The sequence below is a fragment of the Chlorobium sp. genome, from assembly GCF_036528655.1.
In the GTDB taxonomy this organism is placed as follows: domain Bacteria; phylum Bacteroidota; class Chlorobiia; order Chlorobiales; family Chlorobiaceae; genus Chlorobium.
In genome coordinates, this window is record NZ_JAIGND010000041.1 from 21,158 (window position 1) to 37,684 (window position 16,527).

The 16,527-nt window shown below is 53.6% G+C and carries 16 protein-coding genes; 6 read left to right on the forward strand and 10 right to left on the reverse strand.

Translation table 11 applies throughout. The features are described from left to right. The first annotated feature begins 156 nt into the window (after nucleotides 1-156). Nucleotides 157-627 (forward strand): hypothetical protein, encoded by a 471-nt coding sequence (locus K4305_RS11115; protein WP_331562517.1) that lies wholly within the window; start codon nucleotides 157-159, stop codon nucleotides 625-627. Here K4305_RS11115 and K4305_RS11120 read toward each other — a convergent pair. Genes K4305_RS11120 through K4305_RS11130 form a run of 3 tightly spaced genes read right to left on the reverse strand, consistent with a single transcriptional unit; the run spans nucleotide 617 to nucleotide 3,177 of the window. Beyond that, nucleotides 617-994, reverse strand: coding sequence for an AAA family ATPase (locus K4305_RS11120; protein ID WP_331562518.1), 378 nt, complete (start codon nucleotides 992-994; stop codon nucleotides 617-619). The genes K4305_RS11115 and K4305_RS11120 overlap by 11 nt on opposite strands. Nucleotides 995-1,001: 7 nt before the next feature. Next, the gene (locus tag K4305_RS11125) at nucleotides 1,002-2,360 is read right to left on the reverse strand and encodes a cobyrinate a,c-diamide synthase (protein WP_331562519.1); all 1,359 of its coding nucleotides are present in this window, start codon (nucleotides 2,358-2,360) and stop codon (nucleotides 1,002-1,004) included. A 7-nt stretch (nucleotides 2,361-2,367) separates the two neighbouring features. Next, nucleotides 2,368-3,177 carry an SDR family oxidoreductase gene (locus tag K4305_RS11130; RefSeq protein ID WP_331562520.1) on the reverse strand — a complete coding sequence of 270 codons (810 nt, stop codon included), beginning with the start codon at nucleotides 3,175-3,177 and terminating at the stop codon, nucleotides 2,368-2,370. A gap of 202 nt (nucleotides 3,178-3,379) precedes the next feature. Here K4305_RS11130 and K4305_RS11135 point away from each other — a divergent pair, with 202 nt between their 5' ends. Then, on the forward strand, nucleotides 3,380-3,949 hold the full coding sequence (locus K4305_RS11135) for an outer membrane protein (protein ID WP_331562521.1): 570 nt from the start codon (nucleotides 3,380-3,382) through the stop codon (nucleotides 3,947-3,949). 82 nt (nucleotides 3,950-4,031) lie between these two features. Further along, nucleotides 4,032-4,886 carry an MBL fold metallo-hydrolase gene (locus K4305_RS11140; protein WP_331562522.1) on the forward strand — a complete coding sequence of 285 codons (855 nt, stop codon included), beginning with the start codon at nucleotides 4,032-4,034 and terminating at the stop codon, nucleotides 4,884-4,886. Between the two features lie 71 nt (nucleotides 4,887-4,957). On the opposite strand, the gene K4305_RS11145 is transcribed toward K4305_RS11140, so the two are convergent. After that, nucleotides 4,958-5,785: a 5'-nucleotidase, lipoprotein e(P4) family gene (locus K4305_RS11145; RefSeq protein ID WP_331562523.1), complete on the reverse strand. Its 828-nt coding sequence runs from the start codon at nucleotides 5,783-5,785 to the stop codon at nucleotides 4,958-4,960. After that, nucleotides 5,782-5,979 carry a hypothetical protein gene (locus K4305_RS11150; RefSeq protein WP_331562524.1) on the reverse strand — a complete coding sequence of 66 codons (198 nt, stop codon included), beginning with the start codon at nucleotides 5,977-5,979 and terminating at the stop codon, nucleotides 5,782-5,784. The genes K4305_RS11145 and K4305_RS11150 overlap by 4 nt, the downstream gene beginning before the upstream one ends. Nucleotides 5,980-6,074: 95 nt before the next feature. Here K4305_RS11150 and K4305_RS11155 point away from each other — a divergent pair, with 95 nt between their 5' ends. Both K4305_RS11155 and K4305_RS11160 read left to right on the forward strand, forming a co-directional pair. After that, entirely contained in the window at nucleotides 6,075-8,939 is a 2,865-nt protein-coding gene (locus tag K4305_RS11155; RefSeq protein ID WP_331562525.1) for a PAS domain S-box protein, read from the forward strand. 247 nt (nucleotides 8,940-9,186) lie between these two features. Next, nucleotides 9,187-10,086: an SDR family oxidoreductase gene (locus K4305_RS11160; RefSeq protein WP_331562526.1), complete on the forward strand. Its 900-nt coding sequence runs from the start codon at nucleotides 9,187-9,189 to the stop codon at nucleotides 10,084-10,086. 86 nt (nucleotides 10,087-10,172) lie between these two features. Here the strand turns inward: K4305_RS11160 and K4305_RS11165 are convergent, their stop codons facing one another. From K4305_RS11165 to K4305_RS11185, 5 genes are all read right to left on the reverse strand, one after another. Then, a complete protein-coding gene (locus tag K4305_RS11165) occupies nucleotides 10,173-11,144 on the reverse strand; it encodes a transposase (RefSeq protein ID WP_331562528.1) in 972 nt (323 codons plus the stop codon). Between the two features lie 66 nt (nucleotides 11,145-11,210). Further along, complete coding sequence (locus K4305_RS11170) at nucleotides 11,211-12,317, reverse strand: Acg family FMN-binding oxidoreductase (RefSeq protein ID WP_331562529.1); 1,107 nt, start codon at nucleotides 12,315-12,317, stop codon at nucleotides 11,211-11,213. Nucleotides 12,318-12,580: 263 nt separating this feature from the next. Continuing rightward, a complete protein-coding gene (locus K4305_RS11175) occupies nucleotides 12,581-13,147 on the reverse strand; it encodes a nitroreductase family protein (protein WP_331562531.1) in 567 nt (188 codons plus the stop codon). Between the two features lie 182 nt (nucleotides 13,148-13,329). Beyond that, entirely contained in the window at nucleotides 13,330-14,214 is an 885-nt protein-coding gene (locus K4305_RS11180) for an N-acetylmuramidase family protein (protein ID WP_331562532.1), read from the reverse strand. 393 nt (nucleotides 14,215-14,607) lie between these two features. Then, the gene (locus tag K4305_RS11185) at nucleotides 14,608-15,390 is read right to left on the reverse strand and encodes a hypothetical protein (protein WP_331562533.1); all 783 of its coding nucleotides are present in this window, start codon (nucleotides 15,388-15,390) and stop codon (nucleotides 14,608-14,610) included. Nucleotides 15,391-15,536: 146 nt separating this feature from the next. Here K4305_RS11185 and K4305_RS11190 point away from each other — a divergent pair, with 146 nt between their 5' ends. Then, complete coding sequence (locus tag K4305_RS11190; protein ID WP_331562534.1) at nucleotides 15,537-16,517, forward strand: hypothetical protein; 981 nt, start codon at nucleotides 15,537-15,539, stop codon at nucleotides 16,515-16,517. Nucleotides 16,518-16,527: the final 10 nt, after the last annotated feature.

Sequence of the window (16,527 nt, forward strand, 5' to 3'; positions counted from 1 at the left end):
TTACAGCCCATGAAAATCACAGTTCTCCGAACGACCGGTGATACGCATCGATAAACCAAAATTAATTATATAAATATCAGTCCGGAAAAGCAATCTGCAGTAAAAGCAAAACAGCATCCATCCATTAAAGGTTTCTACCTCCGAAACGAAGCGGTTATGAACGTGCATCATATTCTCATCGACGACAGCAAGCCGGAACATCGGGAACTCTCCATCTGCCGGACCGGCACCATCAACCGGGTGCGTCTCGGGGACAGCGGCTACAGAGCCTATGCGACTCTCGGAATCGATGCTCACGACTATGCCTCGCTTTTCCATTACGGCATCGTCGGGGCCTGCAATACCTTGCCGTTCGTATCCGAGTCCGGCAACGGTCTGGACAGCTGGGACGAAGCCTACCTGCCGAACGGAAATCTGAGGAGCCTGAACAATATTATCGGAGAAGCGGCAGGAAAAATCGATCCCGAAAAAGAGGAGACCATCCTGCTCGGATGGCAGGACAAGCCCGCAGCAATCGCCTGGCTTCGCAGGATCGATCCTCAAAAATTCCTTGGTTTCATCGAAACTCTGATCGGCTTCATCGAGGAGAGCGAACAGGGCGGCTACGACATGGAGTTCATCCTGTAACGGTATTGAGAAATGTTATCCGATCGTCTACCGTTGTTTTCGGCACTTCGCACAACTCGTAGCCCAGCCTTGACCCCCGATACCCGCCGGCTTCGAGGTAACCGAAAATATCGGGGATTCCTCGGTCGAAAAAACAGATGCCGGAACTCCCGAGGGCATCTTCATGCTGATCGATCATGGCGTCGAATGCGAGGCTGGCGAAGGCCGGCAGATTTTTCCACGGCAGTACACCATCCGGCTCCATGCTCTGGTGGCGTATAAGCTGCCGCGAGACCTCGCTGTAACAGCGAAACCCATGCTGTCGTAACCCTTCGATAAGCGTGCTCTTACCGCTCCCCGGACCTCCGGTGATGATATATCCCGCCATACTCTCCCTAAGCCTGAAGTGCTGCCATGAGGAATGCCGGAAAATCCCGCCGTTCTCCCCAATAGAGGTGCACATAGGAGGCGAAGGTGTTTCCGGTGCGGAAAAGTGCGGTACCGACAGGCTCGTTCCGGGTGTTTCTGACCGATGCCGCGTTCTGCAACAGGCCCTGCCGGACGATTCGGGAGTAGTGGAACTCGTGGCCGCGAAGCTCCATAGGGTAACCGCCATCGAACCGGACCTTGCGGTAGCCGAGGCTCAGCCGGGCGTCCTGCATGGAGGTATCGAGATCGAACACGCCGCACATAGGGTGGGCGGTGCCGTCGGCCGTCGTGAATGTTTTTGCCAGGTACATCAGCCCGCCGCACTCGGCCCAGGCTGCGCCTCCCCGCATACAATAAGCGGTTACGGCTTCGCGCATATCCCGGTTGGCAGCGAGTTTTTCCGCATGCAGTTCAGGATAACCGCCAGCCAGATAGAGCAGATCCGCCCGTGGAAGCGAACGATCTTCCATGGGACTGAAAAAGACAACCTCCCCATGCTCCTGCAGCACCGTCAGGTTTTCATCATAAAGGAAGTTGAACGCTTCGTCCCTGGCGACGGCGATAATCCTCCTTCGAGAACCGGCAGACTCCGGAGCGGAGAGCTGCGGCGCATCGATTTCGGGCAGAACAGTCCGGGCAATTTCAAGGAGCCGGTCAATGCAAACGGTCTTTGCGACATGCTCCGCCATGGCCTCGATGATCGCGTCGCGGTCGTAATCGGGCGAGGTATTGAGGCCAAGATGGCGCTCGCTGATCGAGATCCGCTGGTTTCGGGGCACATAACCAAGCGGTTCGACGCCGGCATCCTTCGCTGCCGCCTCGAGGTAGCTGTAGTGAGAGGACGTACCGACCTGATTGAAAATCACTCCTGCAAGCCGCAAGTCCGGATCGAAGGTGCGGAACCCGTAGAGCAGAGGGGCCGCCGAGTAGGCCATGCTTTTTGCGTTCAGCACCATGATGACCGGAAGATCGAGCAGTTTTGCGATCTCCGCGCTGCTTCCCTCTGCTTTTTCGGCTCCGTCGAATAGTCCCATGACGCCTTCGACTGCAGAAACATCGGCATTTCGGCCATGCCGGGCGAACAGTTCGCGTGTATGCCGCTCCGAGGCCATGAAGGTATCGAGGTTGATGCCGTTGCTCTGCCTGCCGCAGCAGGATGCGGCCAATCCGTGCAGACGGGTATCGAGGTAGTCGGGCCCGCACTTGAACGGCTGAACCCGGAGCCCCCTTTTTGCGAGAATCCGCATAAGGGCCAGAGCGAGCGTCGTTTTACCGGAGCCGCTCGACGGCGCCGCGAGCAGGAATGCCGTATGCGTCGACGTCATCCCCGTCTTACTGAACGTGATGCATGAATGTGTAGCCGAGCGCATTTTCGAGCTTCCGGCTGCTGACCAGCTTGAAGCCGGCAGGTTCCGTTGTCACGGCTTCCGGCGGCAGCGGGAGACCGGATGCTTCGGCTGCGCGGCGGTAATAATCGATCCGAAGCGGATGCTCCGGACTGCATGCGTTGAATACCTCCCCCCACTGCCGGAGCCGTATGATCTCCATGATGATGCGCACACAGTCGTCCCGATGGGTCAGGTTCATGGGCTGCCGGGGAGCCGCAATCTCCGTCATGCGCGCAAGGTAGCTTTCGGGCCCCCGTTCATACCCGACAAGCCCGCCGAATCGCACCACCGTAGTCTGGAACCCGCTCTCCTGCATGAGCATCTCTTCGGCATGCAGCAGTGCCTGCCCGGAAGGCGAATCCGGATCCAGAGCGTCCTCTTCGCTCACCTCGCGATTGAGCATAGGATAGACCGACGTGGAGCTGACGAACAGCACCGATCGCACCGGAGATTGCCCGAGAGCGTCGATAAGCGAAGAAATCTGCTGGATATGAAACTCCACGATATCTTCCCTCCTCGACGGCGGAATATTGAGGACGAGGATGTCGCTCTGCAGGAAATCGCAGAGGTCATCCCCGTCGATTTCCGGATCGAGCGTCACGAGATAAGGCTCGATGCCAGCCTGGCGAAGCAGGTCGATCTTCGCCTCCTTCGTGGTGCTCCCTTTAACGAAATACCCTTCCTTCATGAGTGCGACGCCGAGCGGCAGGCCGAGCCAGCCGCATCCGAGAATACTTATCGATTCCTTCTGCATGGTACGTTTTGTTTTATGTGCGGTTCGCTGTCTCGTAAAACCGACCGTAAAATAACCATTTCGCAGCCAATCCGGCAAAACGGTATAACGCCTTGCGGTAAAACACGAAAATGGATTTGAAGACTCGGTTGCTGTATGTACATTACCTGTGGGTACAACGCCCATTTGTCTCTTGAACGACAACATTCCGGAGGATCATACGATGAACATATGGAGAACAATTCTCGCCGGCGCCGTGCTCTTAATCGGCACGACGGCATCTGCCTGTGCGGCAACACCTTACGTCAGCGGTTCGGCAGGAATCGCCATGATGGAAGATTCAGATCTGGGAGGCGGTTTTACCTGGCCTTACGACACCGGATATGCCGTTACCGGTGCCGTAGGTCTTGATAGCGGAAATCTGCGCCTTGAAGGCGAAATCGGTTATCAGAATAACGGTATCGAGGAGAGCGACATCGATGTATCAATGGTTACCTACATGGCTAACGGATACATCGATCTCGATCTGCCGATCAATCCTGTCACTCCCTACCTTACCGCCGGTATAGGGCTTGCAGATATAAAAACTGACGGTTTACCCTCGGCCGACGACAGCAGTACGGTTCTTGCCGGCCAGGTGGGAGTCGGCGCAGGATTCAGCATCGCTCCGATGATCAAGCTCGATGCCAAATACCGTTATCTGATAACCGCGGATGCCGAATTCGATGGAGTAACGGATAAAATCAGTATCGACAGCCATAACGTGATGCTCGGCCTGAGAATAGGGCTCTGAGAGCCACATGAACCGATTCGACAGCGGCCCGTCCCAAAGGCGGGCTGTTTTTATGAACTGCACACCGGAATCAAAAAAAAGCATGGACTCAGCCATGAACGGCATCAACCTCTCGCTCACCATTCTTTCAGACAACAACGCATCAGAGTACTGCACTGCCGAACACGGCTTTGCGGCATTGATCGAAACGGGAACCTGCACCGTCCTCTTCGACACCGGCAGGGAGAATGTGCTTCTGCCTAACGCAACGGCCCTTGGCGTCGATCTGTCCGAAGTCAGGCAGCTTGTATTGAGCCATGGCCATTACGATCATACGGGGGGCGTCTGCGATGTGCTTTCCCTTGCGCCAGAAGCCGACGTCTACCTCCATCCCGGCGCTTTCCGGAAACGCTACAGCATCCGTGAGGGCATTGCGAAACCGACCTTCATGCCTGAAAAAGTCTCGGCGACGCTTGCAGCACTGCCGGAAAACAGGATAAACTTCATCGAACAACCCTCGGTACTTCCTTGCGGAGCCGGAATTACAGGACCCGTCCCCCGGCAGACAGGGTTCGAAGATACCGGAGGACCATTCTACCTTGATACCGAAGGCGCCATACCCGACGCGATCGAGGACGATCTTTCGATATGGTTCGAAACCCGTGACGGACTGGTGCTGATTGCCGGATGCTGCCACTCGGGCATCGTCAACACGCTGCGTTATGTCACGGAACTTACCGGAAGAAACCGCATTGCCGCCCTTATCGGCGGATTCCACCTTTCGACCGCATCTCCGGAACGGCTCAACCGAACGGTCGAGGAGTTGAACGCTTTCGACATTGGCAGAATAATCCCCTGCCACTGCACGGGAGAGACCGCAGCTCTCTACTTCCGCCGCAACCTCCACTGCCCCGTCGAACCCGGCTATGCAGGGATGAAGGTGGAGTTCCCGTTATAACGGAATGCAATATTTGTTTGTCGTAAGGATGCGACTGCACAACAATGCCGGATGCCTGCCTGTCACGTATCTCACTTGTTACCGTAAGTTTTGATATATCCCGACTTCGGTTCGCTCAGTATGTCCAGCCAGGAACCATAGGTTGGATTAGGCAGCATGAACCATTTTTTGCCCCAATAACCCCGGTACTCGCCGACAAGACGATCTCTCTCCTCCGGAGTGATGGCGGATTTCACGCCCGGAAGAAAATCGCCGAAATCATCGCCGAAAAGCATCACGATCCGGTACTTTTTGGCAACCCGCTCTCTGCGGCTTTTCTTCTCGGAAGTCCAACCCGGTTCTTCGCCCTTCAACAGAATGGTCTCAGGCCCTGGATCGAGCATGCCTGCTTTGCGGAGATTGGCGATCGTATCGGTTTGCTGCGGGCATGGCTCTCCCGATTCGCTTCGTTTCCTGCACTCCCTGTTTGAAATGAGAATCACCCGAACACCTTTACCCCGCATGGCATTGATGAATTCGATCGCACCGGGAACGGCCGCAGCCTCCTGCAGGGCTACCCACTCGTCCCAGGTGTCGGCACTCCATGCGCCGTTTTCAAGCGCCAGTCTGCCCATATAGCCTGAATTGTCCAGCACGGTCTCATCGATATCCATTACAACCGCAGGTGGCAAGGAGAAGCAGTCTCCATCCTGTTCCATGGCTGCCGTCCAACTTCGATCTGCGAGCGCTGCGTCGATGTTTTGAAATGCAGCATTGTAGGTCTGCACGGCGCTGGCCTTGTACTCCGCAGAGGATTGCATCCACAGCAGGCTGTTGAGATTGTTGTTGGCGGTCGATGCGCACCCGGCAGAGAGCATCAGAACCATGCCGGCAAAGAGCGATCTGCAGAAATTGTTCATGAGAGTAACCTCCGAAAAATGGGGTTTGAATGATGGGTCAGCGTCAGATTTCGTTTTTGAAAAATACCAAAAGAACTGATTGTTCGCCCTGCAACTTCAAACATTTCAGGCAAGCAGAACGGTAAAAATAACGGCAGATCAAACGCAAACACACCGGCTTTCCAAAAAAAACGGCTGCAAGTTCCTTTTTTCAAGGTATTTTCAGCATGGTTCCCCAAAAGATCCACAGCAATAATTAATCAGAGCAGCATAACCGGAACTGAAACATGGATGTGAATTAACGAATACCATGCATACCGACCCCCATAGAGCACAACTGATCCTTAACATCGCCACTGAAGTATTCTGGGAATGGAACCTGAATACAGGAATTATTCTGCTGAGCCCCCGGTATTACGAACTCACCGGCATTGCTCCTTGTCCGGATACAACGGAATCCTGTTTTGCAGAGATGGCCCGACTCCCTGTAAGTCACCAGAATTTTTTTTCCCGCATCAGATCGTCCCTTGAAGATAATACGGATACTGTATTCCTTTCGTATCAGCTGGAACCGGAAAACGGCACACCAATCTGGATAGAAAGCAAAGCCCGTATTTCCGGCTTTGATGACCGACACCGGGCAGCGCGCATTATCGGCACCATGGAAAATGTTACGGGACGAAAACAGGCTGAAGAAAAACTGCGGAAACTCAATCGCGCATTGCTTGCAATCAACAACTGCAACCATGCGCTGCTGCATGCAGATAACGAAATTGCGCTGCTCGGCGACATTTGCCGCATCGTCGTCGATACAGGAGGCTACCGGATGGCCTGGGTGGGATATGCCGAGCATGATGAAGCGAAAACCGTACGCCCCGCAGCCATGGCCGGCATTGAAGAAGGGTTCCTTGAACAGCTCAGGATTACCTGGTCGGACACCGAACGGGGACAGGGCCCTACAGGAAGTGCAATTCGTACGGGACAGGCTTGCTCGATCAGCAACACCCTGACCGACCCTTCATTCAAGCCGTGGCGGGAAGAAGCCCTGAAACAGGGTTATACGTCCGCACAAAGCCTCCCCCTGAAAAAAAACCGCACGGCATTCGGCACCCTGACCATTTACTCCTCCATTCCGGACGCCTTCGACGACGAAGAAACGCAACTTCTCACCAAACTGGCAGACAACCTCGCTTACGGCATAACGATGCTGCGAATACGCAAGGCCAGGGAACTCGCCGAGGAACAGTTGCGCCAGAGCGAAGCCCGATATCGCAGCCTCTTTCAGAACAGACATCTCGCCATGCTCATTATCGATCCTGAAGACGGCAGCATCGTCGATGCCAATCCCGCAGCCGCGAACTTCTACGGCTGGCGACTTGAAGAACTCCTCGAAAAAAAAATCACTGAAATCAATACCCTTTCCGAAGAGGAGATTAAAAAGGAAATGCGGCGATCGGTCGAAAGCAAATGCAATTACTTTCTTTTCAGGCATCGGCGTGCGGATGGATCGATTCGCGATGTCGAAGTGGTGAGCGGCCCAATTACCATCGACAGCAAGCAGTTGCTTTATTCCATCGTCAACGACATTACCGAGCGAAAGCGCATACAGGAACTGCTTTCAGAAAGCAATGAACGGACGCAATTCATTCTCTCCGCAGTCAATGCGGGTTTATGGGAAACTCAAACACCTTCGAACGCCAGCGTATGGTCCAGTGAAATCTGGAAGCTGTACGGTCTTGAACCGGACAGTTGCGAACCCTCCTTTGATAACTGGCTCAGGACAATCATCCCTGAAGACAGGGCAATCACCGAACAGGCCGTACTCGATGCCCTGAAAAAAGGCGCTGAGTTCAACAGCACCTGGAGGGTTCGCGACAGCGACGGAAACGTCCGCTGGCTCATGACCAGGGGAATTCCCCATAAAGACAAGGATGGAAGGATACTGCGATACGTCGGCATAGTCATCGACGTCACGGACAGAAAACAGGAGGAGGAAAACAAGCGATTGCTTGAATCGAGCCTGCGAAAATCCCAGCGTCTTGAAACCATCGGAACGCTTGCCGGAGGAATAGCGCACGATTTCAACAATATCCTTACACCCATCATCGGTTACGCCGAAATAGGCATAAGCAGCACAGACGACAGCGATGCGTTCCACGACTACTTTAAGGAAATCATGCATGCCGCCGAACGCTCCCGGAATCTTGTCGAACAGATCCTGACATTCAGCCGGGCCCAGGAAAGCACGCCCTCTGTCATAAGCGTCCAGGCGGTCATTGCCGAAGCGCTGAAACTCCTGCGTCCGTCAATACCATCATCCATTTCAATCGAGCAGCGGATCGACAACAGTTGCAGCAATATCCTGGCCGACCCGTCGCGGATCCATCAGGTCATCGTCAATTTCTGCATCAACGCATTTCAGGCTATGGAGGAATCGGGAGGCATCATGACAATTGAACTGACGGAAATCGTACCGGACGACGCCTTGGTGCTGCTGCATCCGAAACTGCAGAAGAAAACGTATATAAGGCTCGCTGTAGCCGATACCGGCATCGGCATGGACGAGGCAACTCTCGAACGGATGTTCGAACCATTCTTCACGACAAAACCGGTCAACAAAGGTACCGGTCTCGGGCTGTCTGTGGTTCATGGCATCATCACAGGCTGCAATGGGGTAATAACAGCGGCAAGCACCCCCGGAAAAGGCTCTGTGTTTCATGTCTACCTTCCGACCATCGACACTCCTTGCGGAAAAATCGGAACGCACGATTCTCCCATGCCCGGCAACGGCAACATTCTTATCGTGGACGACGAAAGCGCCAACAACAGGATGATGACCATATTGCTGACGAAACTCGGTTTCAATGTCACCGCGCTGGATTCGCCTGTCGAAGCTCTCGAACTTTTCAGTCAAAAACCCGACCAGTTCAATCTGGTCATCACTGATCTGACAATGCCATTGATGAGCGGTATCGAACTGGCTGTCGAACTGCACAAAGCAAGACCACTGCTTCCGGTAATCCTCATGACAGGTTATGGCAAAGATATAGGCCACAAAGACCTTGAACGATCGGGAATCGTCAAAAGCCTGCATAAACCGGTAAAAATCCCGGAACTCACGACAACCATAAACCAGCTCATAACCCGCCCGGCTTCCGTCAAACCAGCCGAATAGCGTAAAACGGCCTATGAAATACCTCCCGCCGGTTCAGCTCAAACGAAAATCCTGTTTCGCCTATCCGCGTATACCATGTTTGCATGATATACGCGGCAAACGCCTGGCAAGCGCGGAAATGCTTTTCATGAGGCATCCCGTTATTAACGCCGTTTTGCGCGTCCTGCCTGAGTATATTCCGCTGAACAATTAACCGGCGCTGACTGTTAAAAGAGCAAACGGACATAACAAACAAGAAACGGAGATCATGGACAAACCTGAAGTGCTGGTAGCCGGAGCATCGGGCTATCTCGGCAGATATGTCGTAAGCGAATTCGCCCGAAGGGGATATGCGGTGCGCGCGCTCGTAAGGAACCCCGAAAAGCTTGCAAGCGAAGGACCCAACCTCGAACCTGCGGTAGCTTCGCTCATAGAAGAAGCGGTAAAGGGCGACGCCAAAGATACTGCATCGTTCAAAGACGCATGCAGGGACGTCGATATCGTTTTTTCCTGCATGGGACTCACCAAACCCCAGGACAACATCACCAGCGAGCAGGTTGATCATCTCGGCAACAGAGCCCTTCTTGAGGACGCCCTCACGCACGGCGTTAAAAAGTTTATCTACATATCGGTCTTCAATGCGGAGAAGATGATGAACGTCGATGTCGTCAAAGCCCACGAACTCTTCGTGAAAGACCTTCGGGCCTCGGGCATCTCCTATGCTGTCATCCGGCCAACCGGCTTCTTTTCCGATATGGGCATGTTCCTCTCCATGGCTCGCTCCGGCCACATGTTCATGCTTGGCGACGGCGAAAACCACGTCAATCCCATCCACGGGGCAGATCTCGCCAAAGTCTGCGTCGATGCGGCCGAAAGCAATGAAAAGGAAATCAGCGTGGGCGGCCCCGACATCTACACCTTCAACGAAACCTTGAACATGGCCTTCGAAGCCGTCGGCAAGTCCCCCTGGATCACCCACATTCCCATGTGGATCGGAGATGCCGCGCTGTTTGTAACCGGCATTTTCAACCGCTCGCTGGCAGGCGTACTCGCCTTCGCGGTATCGGTAAGCGGACTCGACAACGTCGCCCCGGCTGCCGGCACGCGACATCTCAAGGATTTTTACCGTGACCTTGCTGCAAAAGCAGAAAAAACCGGCCAACAATGAATACCATGAAATGAAACTGCTCGCAAACGGGATGAGCGGAATGAGAGGAAAGAGCGGAATGAGGGGACGCTCGCAATTACGTAAACTTACGAATCATTCGACTTCACAATCCGGTTCACCGCCGCCGCTGATATTCCAAGCATACGCGCAGCGCCGGCATAGGTCATTCCAAGCTCCAGCACATATTCCAGCGCAAGCCGTTTCCGCAACTCCGAGCATTCCCGTCTTCTGCACCCGCTCTGCAATGCCTGAACGTTAACCCCTTCTCCCTCGCATGCCTGAAGCAGCCGGTCCTCGGCTTCCGCTGTTACAGCTATCGCCGGCAGCCGATCCTTTACCACAGAATCGGCTTCATCGAGAATCTCTTTTACGAACTCACCGCCACCAAGAATCCGCTCGTCGCTGAACTGTCTCTGCTGCCGCGTCCTCAGCGACTTTAATTCCGACCACCCGCCGATCGAGCGAATAAGTCCTCCTCCGGTCAGTTCCGGTTGGCGACCCCGTCCGCTCTCTTCTGCCACAAACTCGCGGTATTCTTTCCGAGCCAACGACTCCCGCCGTCCAAAGTAATCGAGCACATAAGCCCGATTCTGCCACTCATGCCGGATCCGGTTCATCACCACAGCATGGCCGCTCCAGGGATACCTCTCCAGATCATCGAGCGATCCCACAAGTCCAGCTCGATAAGGATTGAGATGAATGTAGCTCACCAACCGAAGAAAATACGGCTCCTCCTCACAGACAATCGACTTGTACCTGTTCTGGAAAAGATGGCCATGACGCTTGTGTCTTCGATTGTACCAGGTGGCATAACCGGTCAGGAGTTTGCGCATGAACGTTGATAAACCGACAGGCCCGCTTTTCAGAAGAATATGCGCATGGTTGGTCATCAGCGCCCAGGCATAGATGCCCGTGCCTGTTGCTGTAGCGACCTTCCCCAGTCGCGAAACGAAAAATCGCCGGTCGTCGTCATCAGTAACGATGCTGTTACCCTCGATTCCCCGCACCATCACATGGTGCAGCGTACCCGGCACATCCAATCTTGCTCCTCTCGGCATTGGTGAATAATTTTATCGGATTAGTTTATGTAATTGCGAGCGTCCCATCCATATACTTAAGCGACATCATGCCATAACGTCAGCAACCGGACGTCGCAGCGATGGTGGCAGCGTCGGGCCACGGCCGAACCGTACGACCAGATCCGGCCTGAGGCTCCCTATACCGAGGAAGGTGCCGAACTGCGGCCTCAGTGCTGAAACTTCCACCGGTTGATTGAGCATCGCATTTCGAATTCCCAATACCGTGCTCTGGAGCGCGAACCGTTCATAGCAACGTCCGACTTCGATCCATTGCTCAGGACCATCGATCTCCGATACAAACACCGCTATACCTGACGAACTGCGCACCTGCCTGGCATATTTGTCGTTCTCGTTCTTCTGCGTATAAAACAAACCAAAAAGAAGGCTGCCCAGCCACGAAGGCACGGATGGATTACCTGACGATGCCGAATACAGCCCGTCTCGTGTCCGCACTGCATCGCTCTCGCTGAAACGGATCCAGGCTTTCAGCTCTTCAACAAATGCACTGTCATTCATTTGTACCGTATTACCCTGAACGACATAATCGAGCACATTTTCCATTTCCGCAGGCTCAGTGAGTAAAAGGATACGAACTCCCTTGCCTGTACCCGACCGTTCAAGCATCGCCAGCTCATTCGTTGATATCGGTTTTCCGTCATACTCTGACCGCGTGCTCTGGCGCTCCGGTATCGCATTGAACTGTGGAGTGCTAACTGCTTTTGCCGGCTCCAGAGAAACGCGTACGATCCCGTTCGAAGACAAATCAAATAGCGCTTCGCCATTAAGCCCATTGGCCGATGCAGCCTGTATCAGGTTTTCGGTAGCGCACCCGATTGACACAAACAGGTGATGATCGTCCGGATCAACTACGGAGCATCTTCTCGAAAAATCGGGCAGGATTGAGATGGAGCGATCTTCAATGTGAAACTTCCAGCACTGGGTGTTGTGGCTGGATGGCGCCAGTGTCGCGTAGCGTACAAGCTCTCTCATGAGCGCTGGCCTGCTGCCCTCCTGGACCTTACCATGACGTCTTATGCTGCTTACGATATGAGTATGGCTGTCGGTATTTGTTCGGGATGAACATGCCGATACGGTCGCCAGACCTCCAACTGCAGCCATGGAGGAGACGATAAACCGTCTTCGAGTCATCATATTATTAAACCTTGATGCGTCGGTTTCGCACGGAAGATTCCAGAACTCTCACGAGAATCCTGAAACCAGACAGCCGTTCATCAGCTTACCATACGCCTGTTGATTCTCTGAAAAAAAAGTAACGGATTTTTCACTGGCGAACAACCAGCCGCTGCCGGACATGCGCGCGGGAAAACCAGGAACAATCCGGCAAGCAATGACTGTTACTTTTCAGATTACCGATCAGCGATCCTTGGAACTTACTTTGCAGAGAGTCCCGGCGCTCAGTCAATAATGGTGGAGCAATCCGCTTTTTTGGGCGGGGCTTCCGGATACGGCTCCGCCGGCCATCCGAAGACGGCCGCAGCGTAAGGCTGGTGACCTTCAGGAAATCTCAAACCGATTTCACTGAAAATCGACTTGCCTTTTTCGGTGGCATGAAACATCATGAGGGCATGCGTCCAGCAGCTGCCCATACCAAGCGAGGTTGCGGCAAGCATCATGTTCTCCATGGCGAGCGTGCAATCGTATTGCGCGGCCAGAGCACCGGAATCTCCAGAGATGATGACCATCAACGGTGCCTTATAGAAAACGCTGAATCCCTCCTGTTTTGCGACCTCCCTCAGAGCTTCGACATTTGATTCGAGGAACGCGCTTTTGCAGTTCTCTTCGAGCTGACGAAGCAGATCCGGATTCCGGATGGCCGTGAAGTGCCACGGCTGCTGGTTCATGGCGCTGGGAGCATAACGACCGGCTTCGAGCATCTGCCCGAGTTCGGCCTGACCGACCGGATCGGGCCGATAGACGCGCACGCTTCTGCGCCTTAGTATCGTGGATATAGTCTCGTTCATGGTTTTTCGGTATTATGACTCCACCTGAAAAAGCATTCACATGGCAATCGAAAGCTGACATGTGGCGATGCGGAACCGCATGTCACATGACCATTTCAGGATCAGGAGCAGCGTTGTAATAATAATTTTAACAATGAGTTATCAGTACTCGGCACTTATAGTCGGAATACTTTCTGTACGTTTTACTGTGCGTACCTTTTATAGGCCTTTTCAAGTTTGATGTGATAGCTGTTTTTCGCATAACCCGGACCGTTGTACCCTTTGGCAAACTTCACCCATTCATGCGCTTTGAGCGGCTTATCAAGCCTGGTGGCTTGCAGAAAACGCATGGCCGCGATAAGCTGATACCGCTCATGCCGACGCATGTCTTCGAAAAACGACCGAACGTCCTCATAGCCGCAACCTTTATGGTTGAATCCCATAAGCTGAAAAAGGCCATACGAAGCAGAATTAAGCGCGGCTTCCTCGTCTATCTTTTTCGCTGCTGCAAGTCGCGTATATTCACCTTCTCCGCCAACATACCACTTGCTCGTCCATGAAGGATACAGCACGCCTGCCGGTAATAGTCCGGATGATTCGAGGGGACTGATTCCTTTCAGCTGTAGCTGTTTCCAGAAAACATGGCCCTCGAAAAGAATGACCGGCTCTCCGTTTGCAAGGAACCCACGGCCTCTCGACTCTACGGCGGTAACCGTCTTGATGAGAGCTTTTTCGATTCCTGACATCGCGGCCGCATTGTCAAAATCCGCTTCATCAAGCAGTTTGTCCGTATCTTCATTTTCCCGTTCGCCCCTGTTCCGGCGAATTTGCATGACAGCGGCTGCTGTTTTTCGTCCGTACCATCCATCAACAGGCCCAGGATCGATACCGCAGGATAATGCATAGTCCTGCAGGAACATTACCACATACTGCTCCGTGCGTTTTGGCGAATGTGTCAGTTCATACTTCCGGCCTATGGCACTGATAACCGCTTTGAGCGTTTTTGGTCCCGTTAAACCATCAATTGCGCCTGAATACAATCCGCGCTGGCACAGGATTTCCTGAGCGAGTCTGATAATGTCTTTCATGACTTATTTGGTTAATAATAAGGGTGCAACGCTATACGACCGGAAATAAAACGATGCTGATCAACTGCAGACAAGCGGTTGTTTATGACGCGATCAGGCGGAAATTGCCCATTAGTGAACAGGCCGCTGAAAGCCTGTCAACAAGCAATCTGCTCCTTCGTATAGTCCGAATATTTATAATATAAAGGATATTACAGGCAAATCGGCAACGATGCGATTCCTTTTGGCACCATACGCCATGATACGATCCGTTTTCCAGATTGCAACCGAAACTTTTCGTCCCCGATTATCTGCATCTAATAGTCACTGAATAAAAGGGTCGGCCTCGCACGTATCAGGCATTTCTTCGCACCTCTACTTTCCAAACAAACAGTGACGTCTGGAGTATAAACGCTACATCGTTGTCTGCCGCCATTGCGGGTGCTCCCTTGAGGCGGAACGGATAATCTGGTAGACATAGATGCGTTTTCTGGCGGGAGAGGTCAGGGTCTGGCCAAAAAGCTCGTTCTCCCCCGGCTCAAAGCTGGTGCTGAGATGGAAATTATCGAGCGCCGAGATAAACTGCTCGACCCACCTTTTTCCGCATCGTTCGTAATGTTTGAGCGGATCGAGGTAATTGACCGCCCTGATATGGTAATCGCCTCGCATTTCGACCGGCTCGCCTCCCGCCGGAACCGGAACGCCCGCAACGACGTAAGCCGCGCTTCGAGGATCGAACCAGCGTCCGTTGTCGTCGGGAATCTCCCTGCTGGTAAACCCGAAATTGATCTTGTCCGGATCGTTCGGATCGTCCAGTCCACCTGTTGCATATACCCTCTCACCGCGACTCTCCCTCCACGTGACAACCATCTCCGAACGACGGCCGTTGCAGCGGACTTCGCTGGTATGGCGATGTAACGAACGCCAGGCGTCGGCCCGGACGAGAGCGAGCACGCTGCCGCGAAGAGAACCCCCGTAACGCTGCGCAAGCGCCGCCTCGCTCGGATAAGCCCTGCTTTTCGGTATCTCGACCAGCGTTACCCAGGCCCATTCGCAATCATCGGGATCAGAGGGTTCCCGCATGGCTTTGACGGTAACATGGTAATAGGTCTCAGCTTCCGCACTGCCAAAATCCGTGAGCAGAAAAACAAATAAAAGAACCGTTGAGACAGAAAAACGAAATGAAAGTAAATGCATACCAGCTCCGTTTGAATTTATCGATTTTACCTGCGCTCAAATAACGCGCCCCAAAAATCGGAATGCATAACGGTTGCACATTTTTATGCACTATTACATACCTTTTTAATAATAACAACTTGTCGCGTCTCAACCACCTGCTTATCATGAAAATTCAGAGTCATCTCCCGGTTCTCGTCATCGCGCTGCTGCTTCCACTATGGCTGCCGATGTCCGGTTGCAGCACTTTTCATCAGGCGAATGAAGCTTCTTTGCTGCCGCCCTCAGCCTCAGGCATAAGCGGAATGGCGCAGATCGACGGAAATTCCTGGCTCGTCGTTCACGATGCGTTGTCGTTCGAAAACGGCCCCAGAATGTCGATCATCAGGCTGCCGGCAGATGCTCCGCCGGTTTTCCATCCCGTTACTGTGGACTTCTGGCCGGATCCCGACGGCCGCGCAAGCGATCTTGAAGCGCTATGCGCCGTTCCCTCGCGCCCGAACGAATACCTTATGGCTGAATCAGGAACATGGAAAGGAAAATTCGGGCGTTTGTTTCATCTTCGGCTCGATACCGGAACAAACAAAGCCGTTATTCTTGGCGTCATGAAACTGCCTGTATTGGCAGATAACAATCCGCAGCAGGTTGGCGATCAGTACGAGGGCGTTGCGTGCATCGAAGGAGCTGATGGCCGGTTATGGCTCCTGCTCGGCGAAAGAGGAGGATCGCAACGATTTCCCGATGGCGTCATCCGATGGGGCACAATCGATCTCGAACGCCATGAGCTTCAGTTCACCGGAAAGGGGCTCGAGGGCGTGAAGGTCAATGCACCCGGTAAATGGAAAAACGGGCTGACAAACCGCGATATCAGTGACATGCATATCTCGCCTGAAGGGGTGATCTGGCTGTCGGCCGCAGACGACAACGGAGATAACGGAACGTTCGCGTCGATCATCTACTCGCCGGGAAAAATTACCGGAAATTTCAACGCGCCCGTTATGCGTAATCGTTATACCGAGGTATGGCGGGCTGTCAGTTCGAATAAAATCGAGGCGCTCAGCGGACCTGCGGAATCTGTCGCCGGAAGCCGCATGAGCATCGGCAGCGACGACGAGAATTATGGCGGCATATGGCGGCCCGTGGAATAATCGGTCGGAC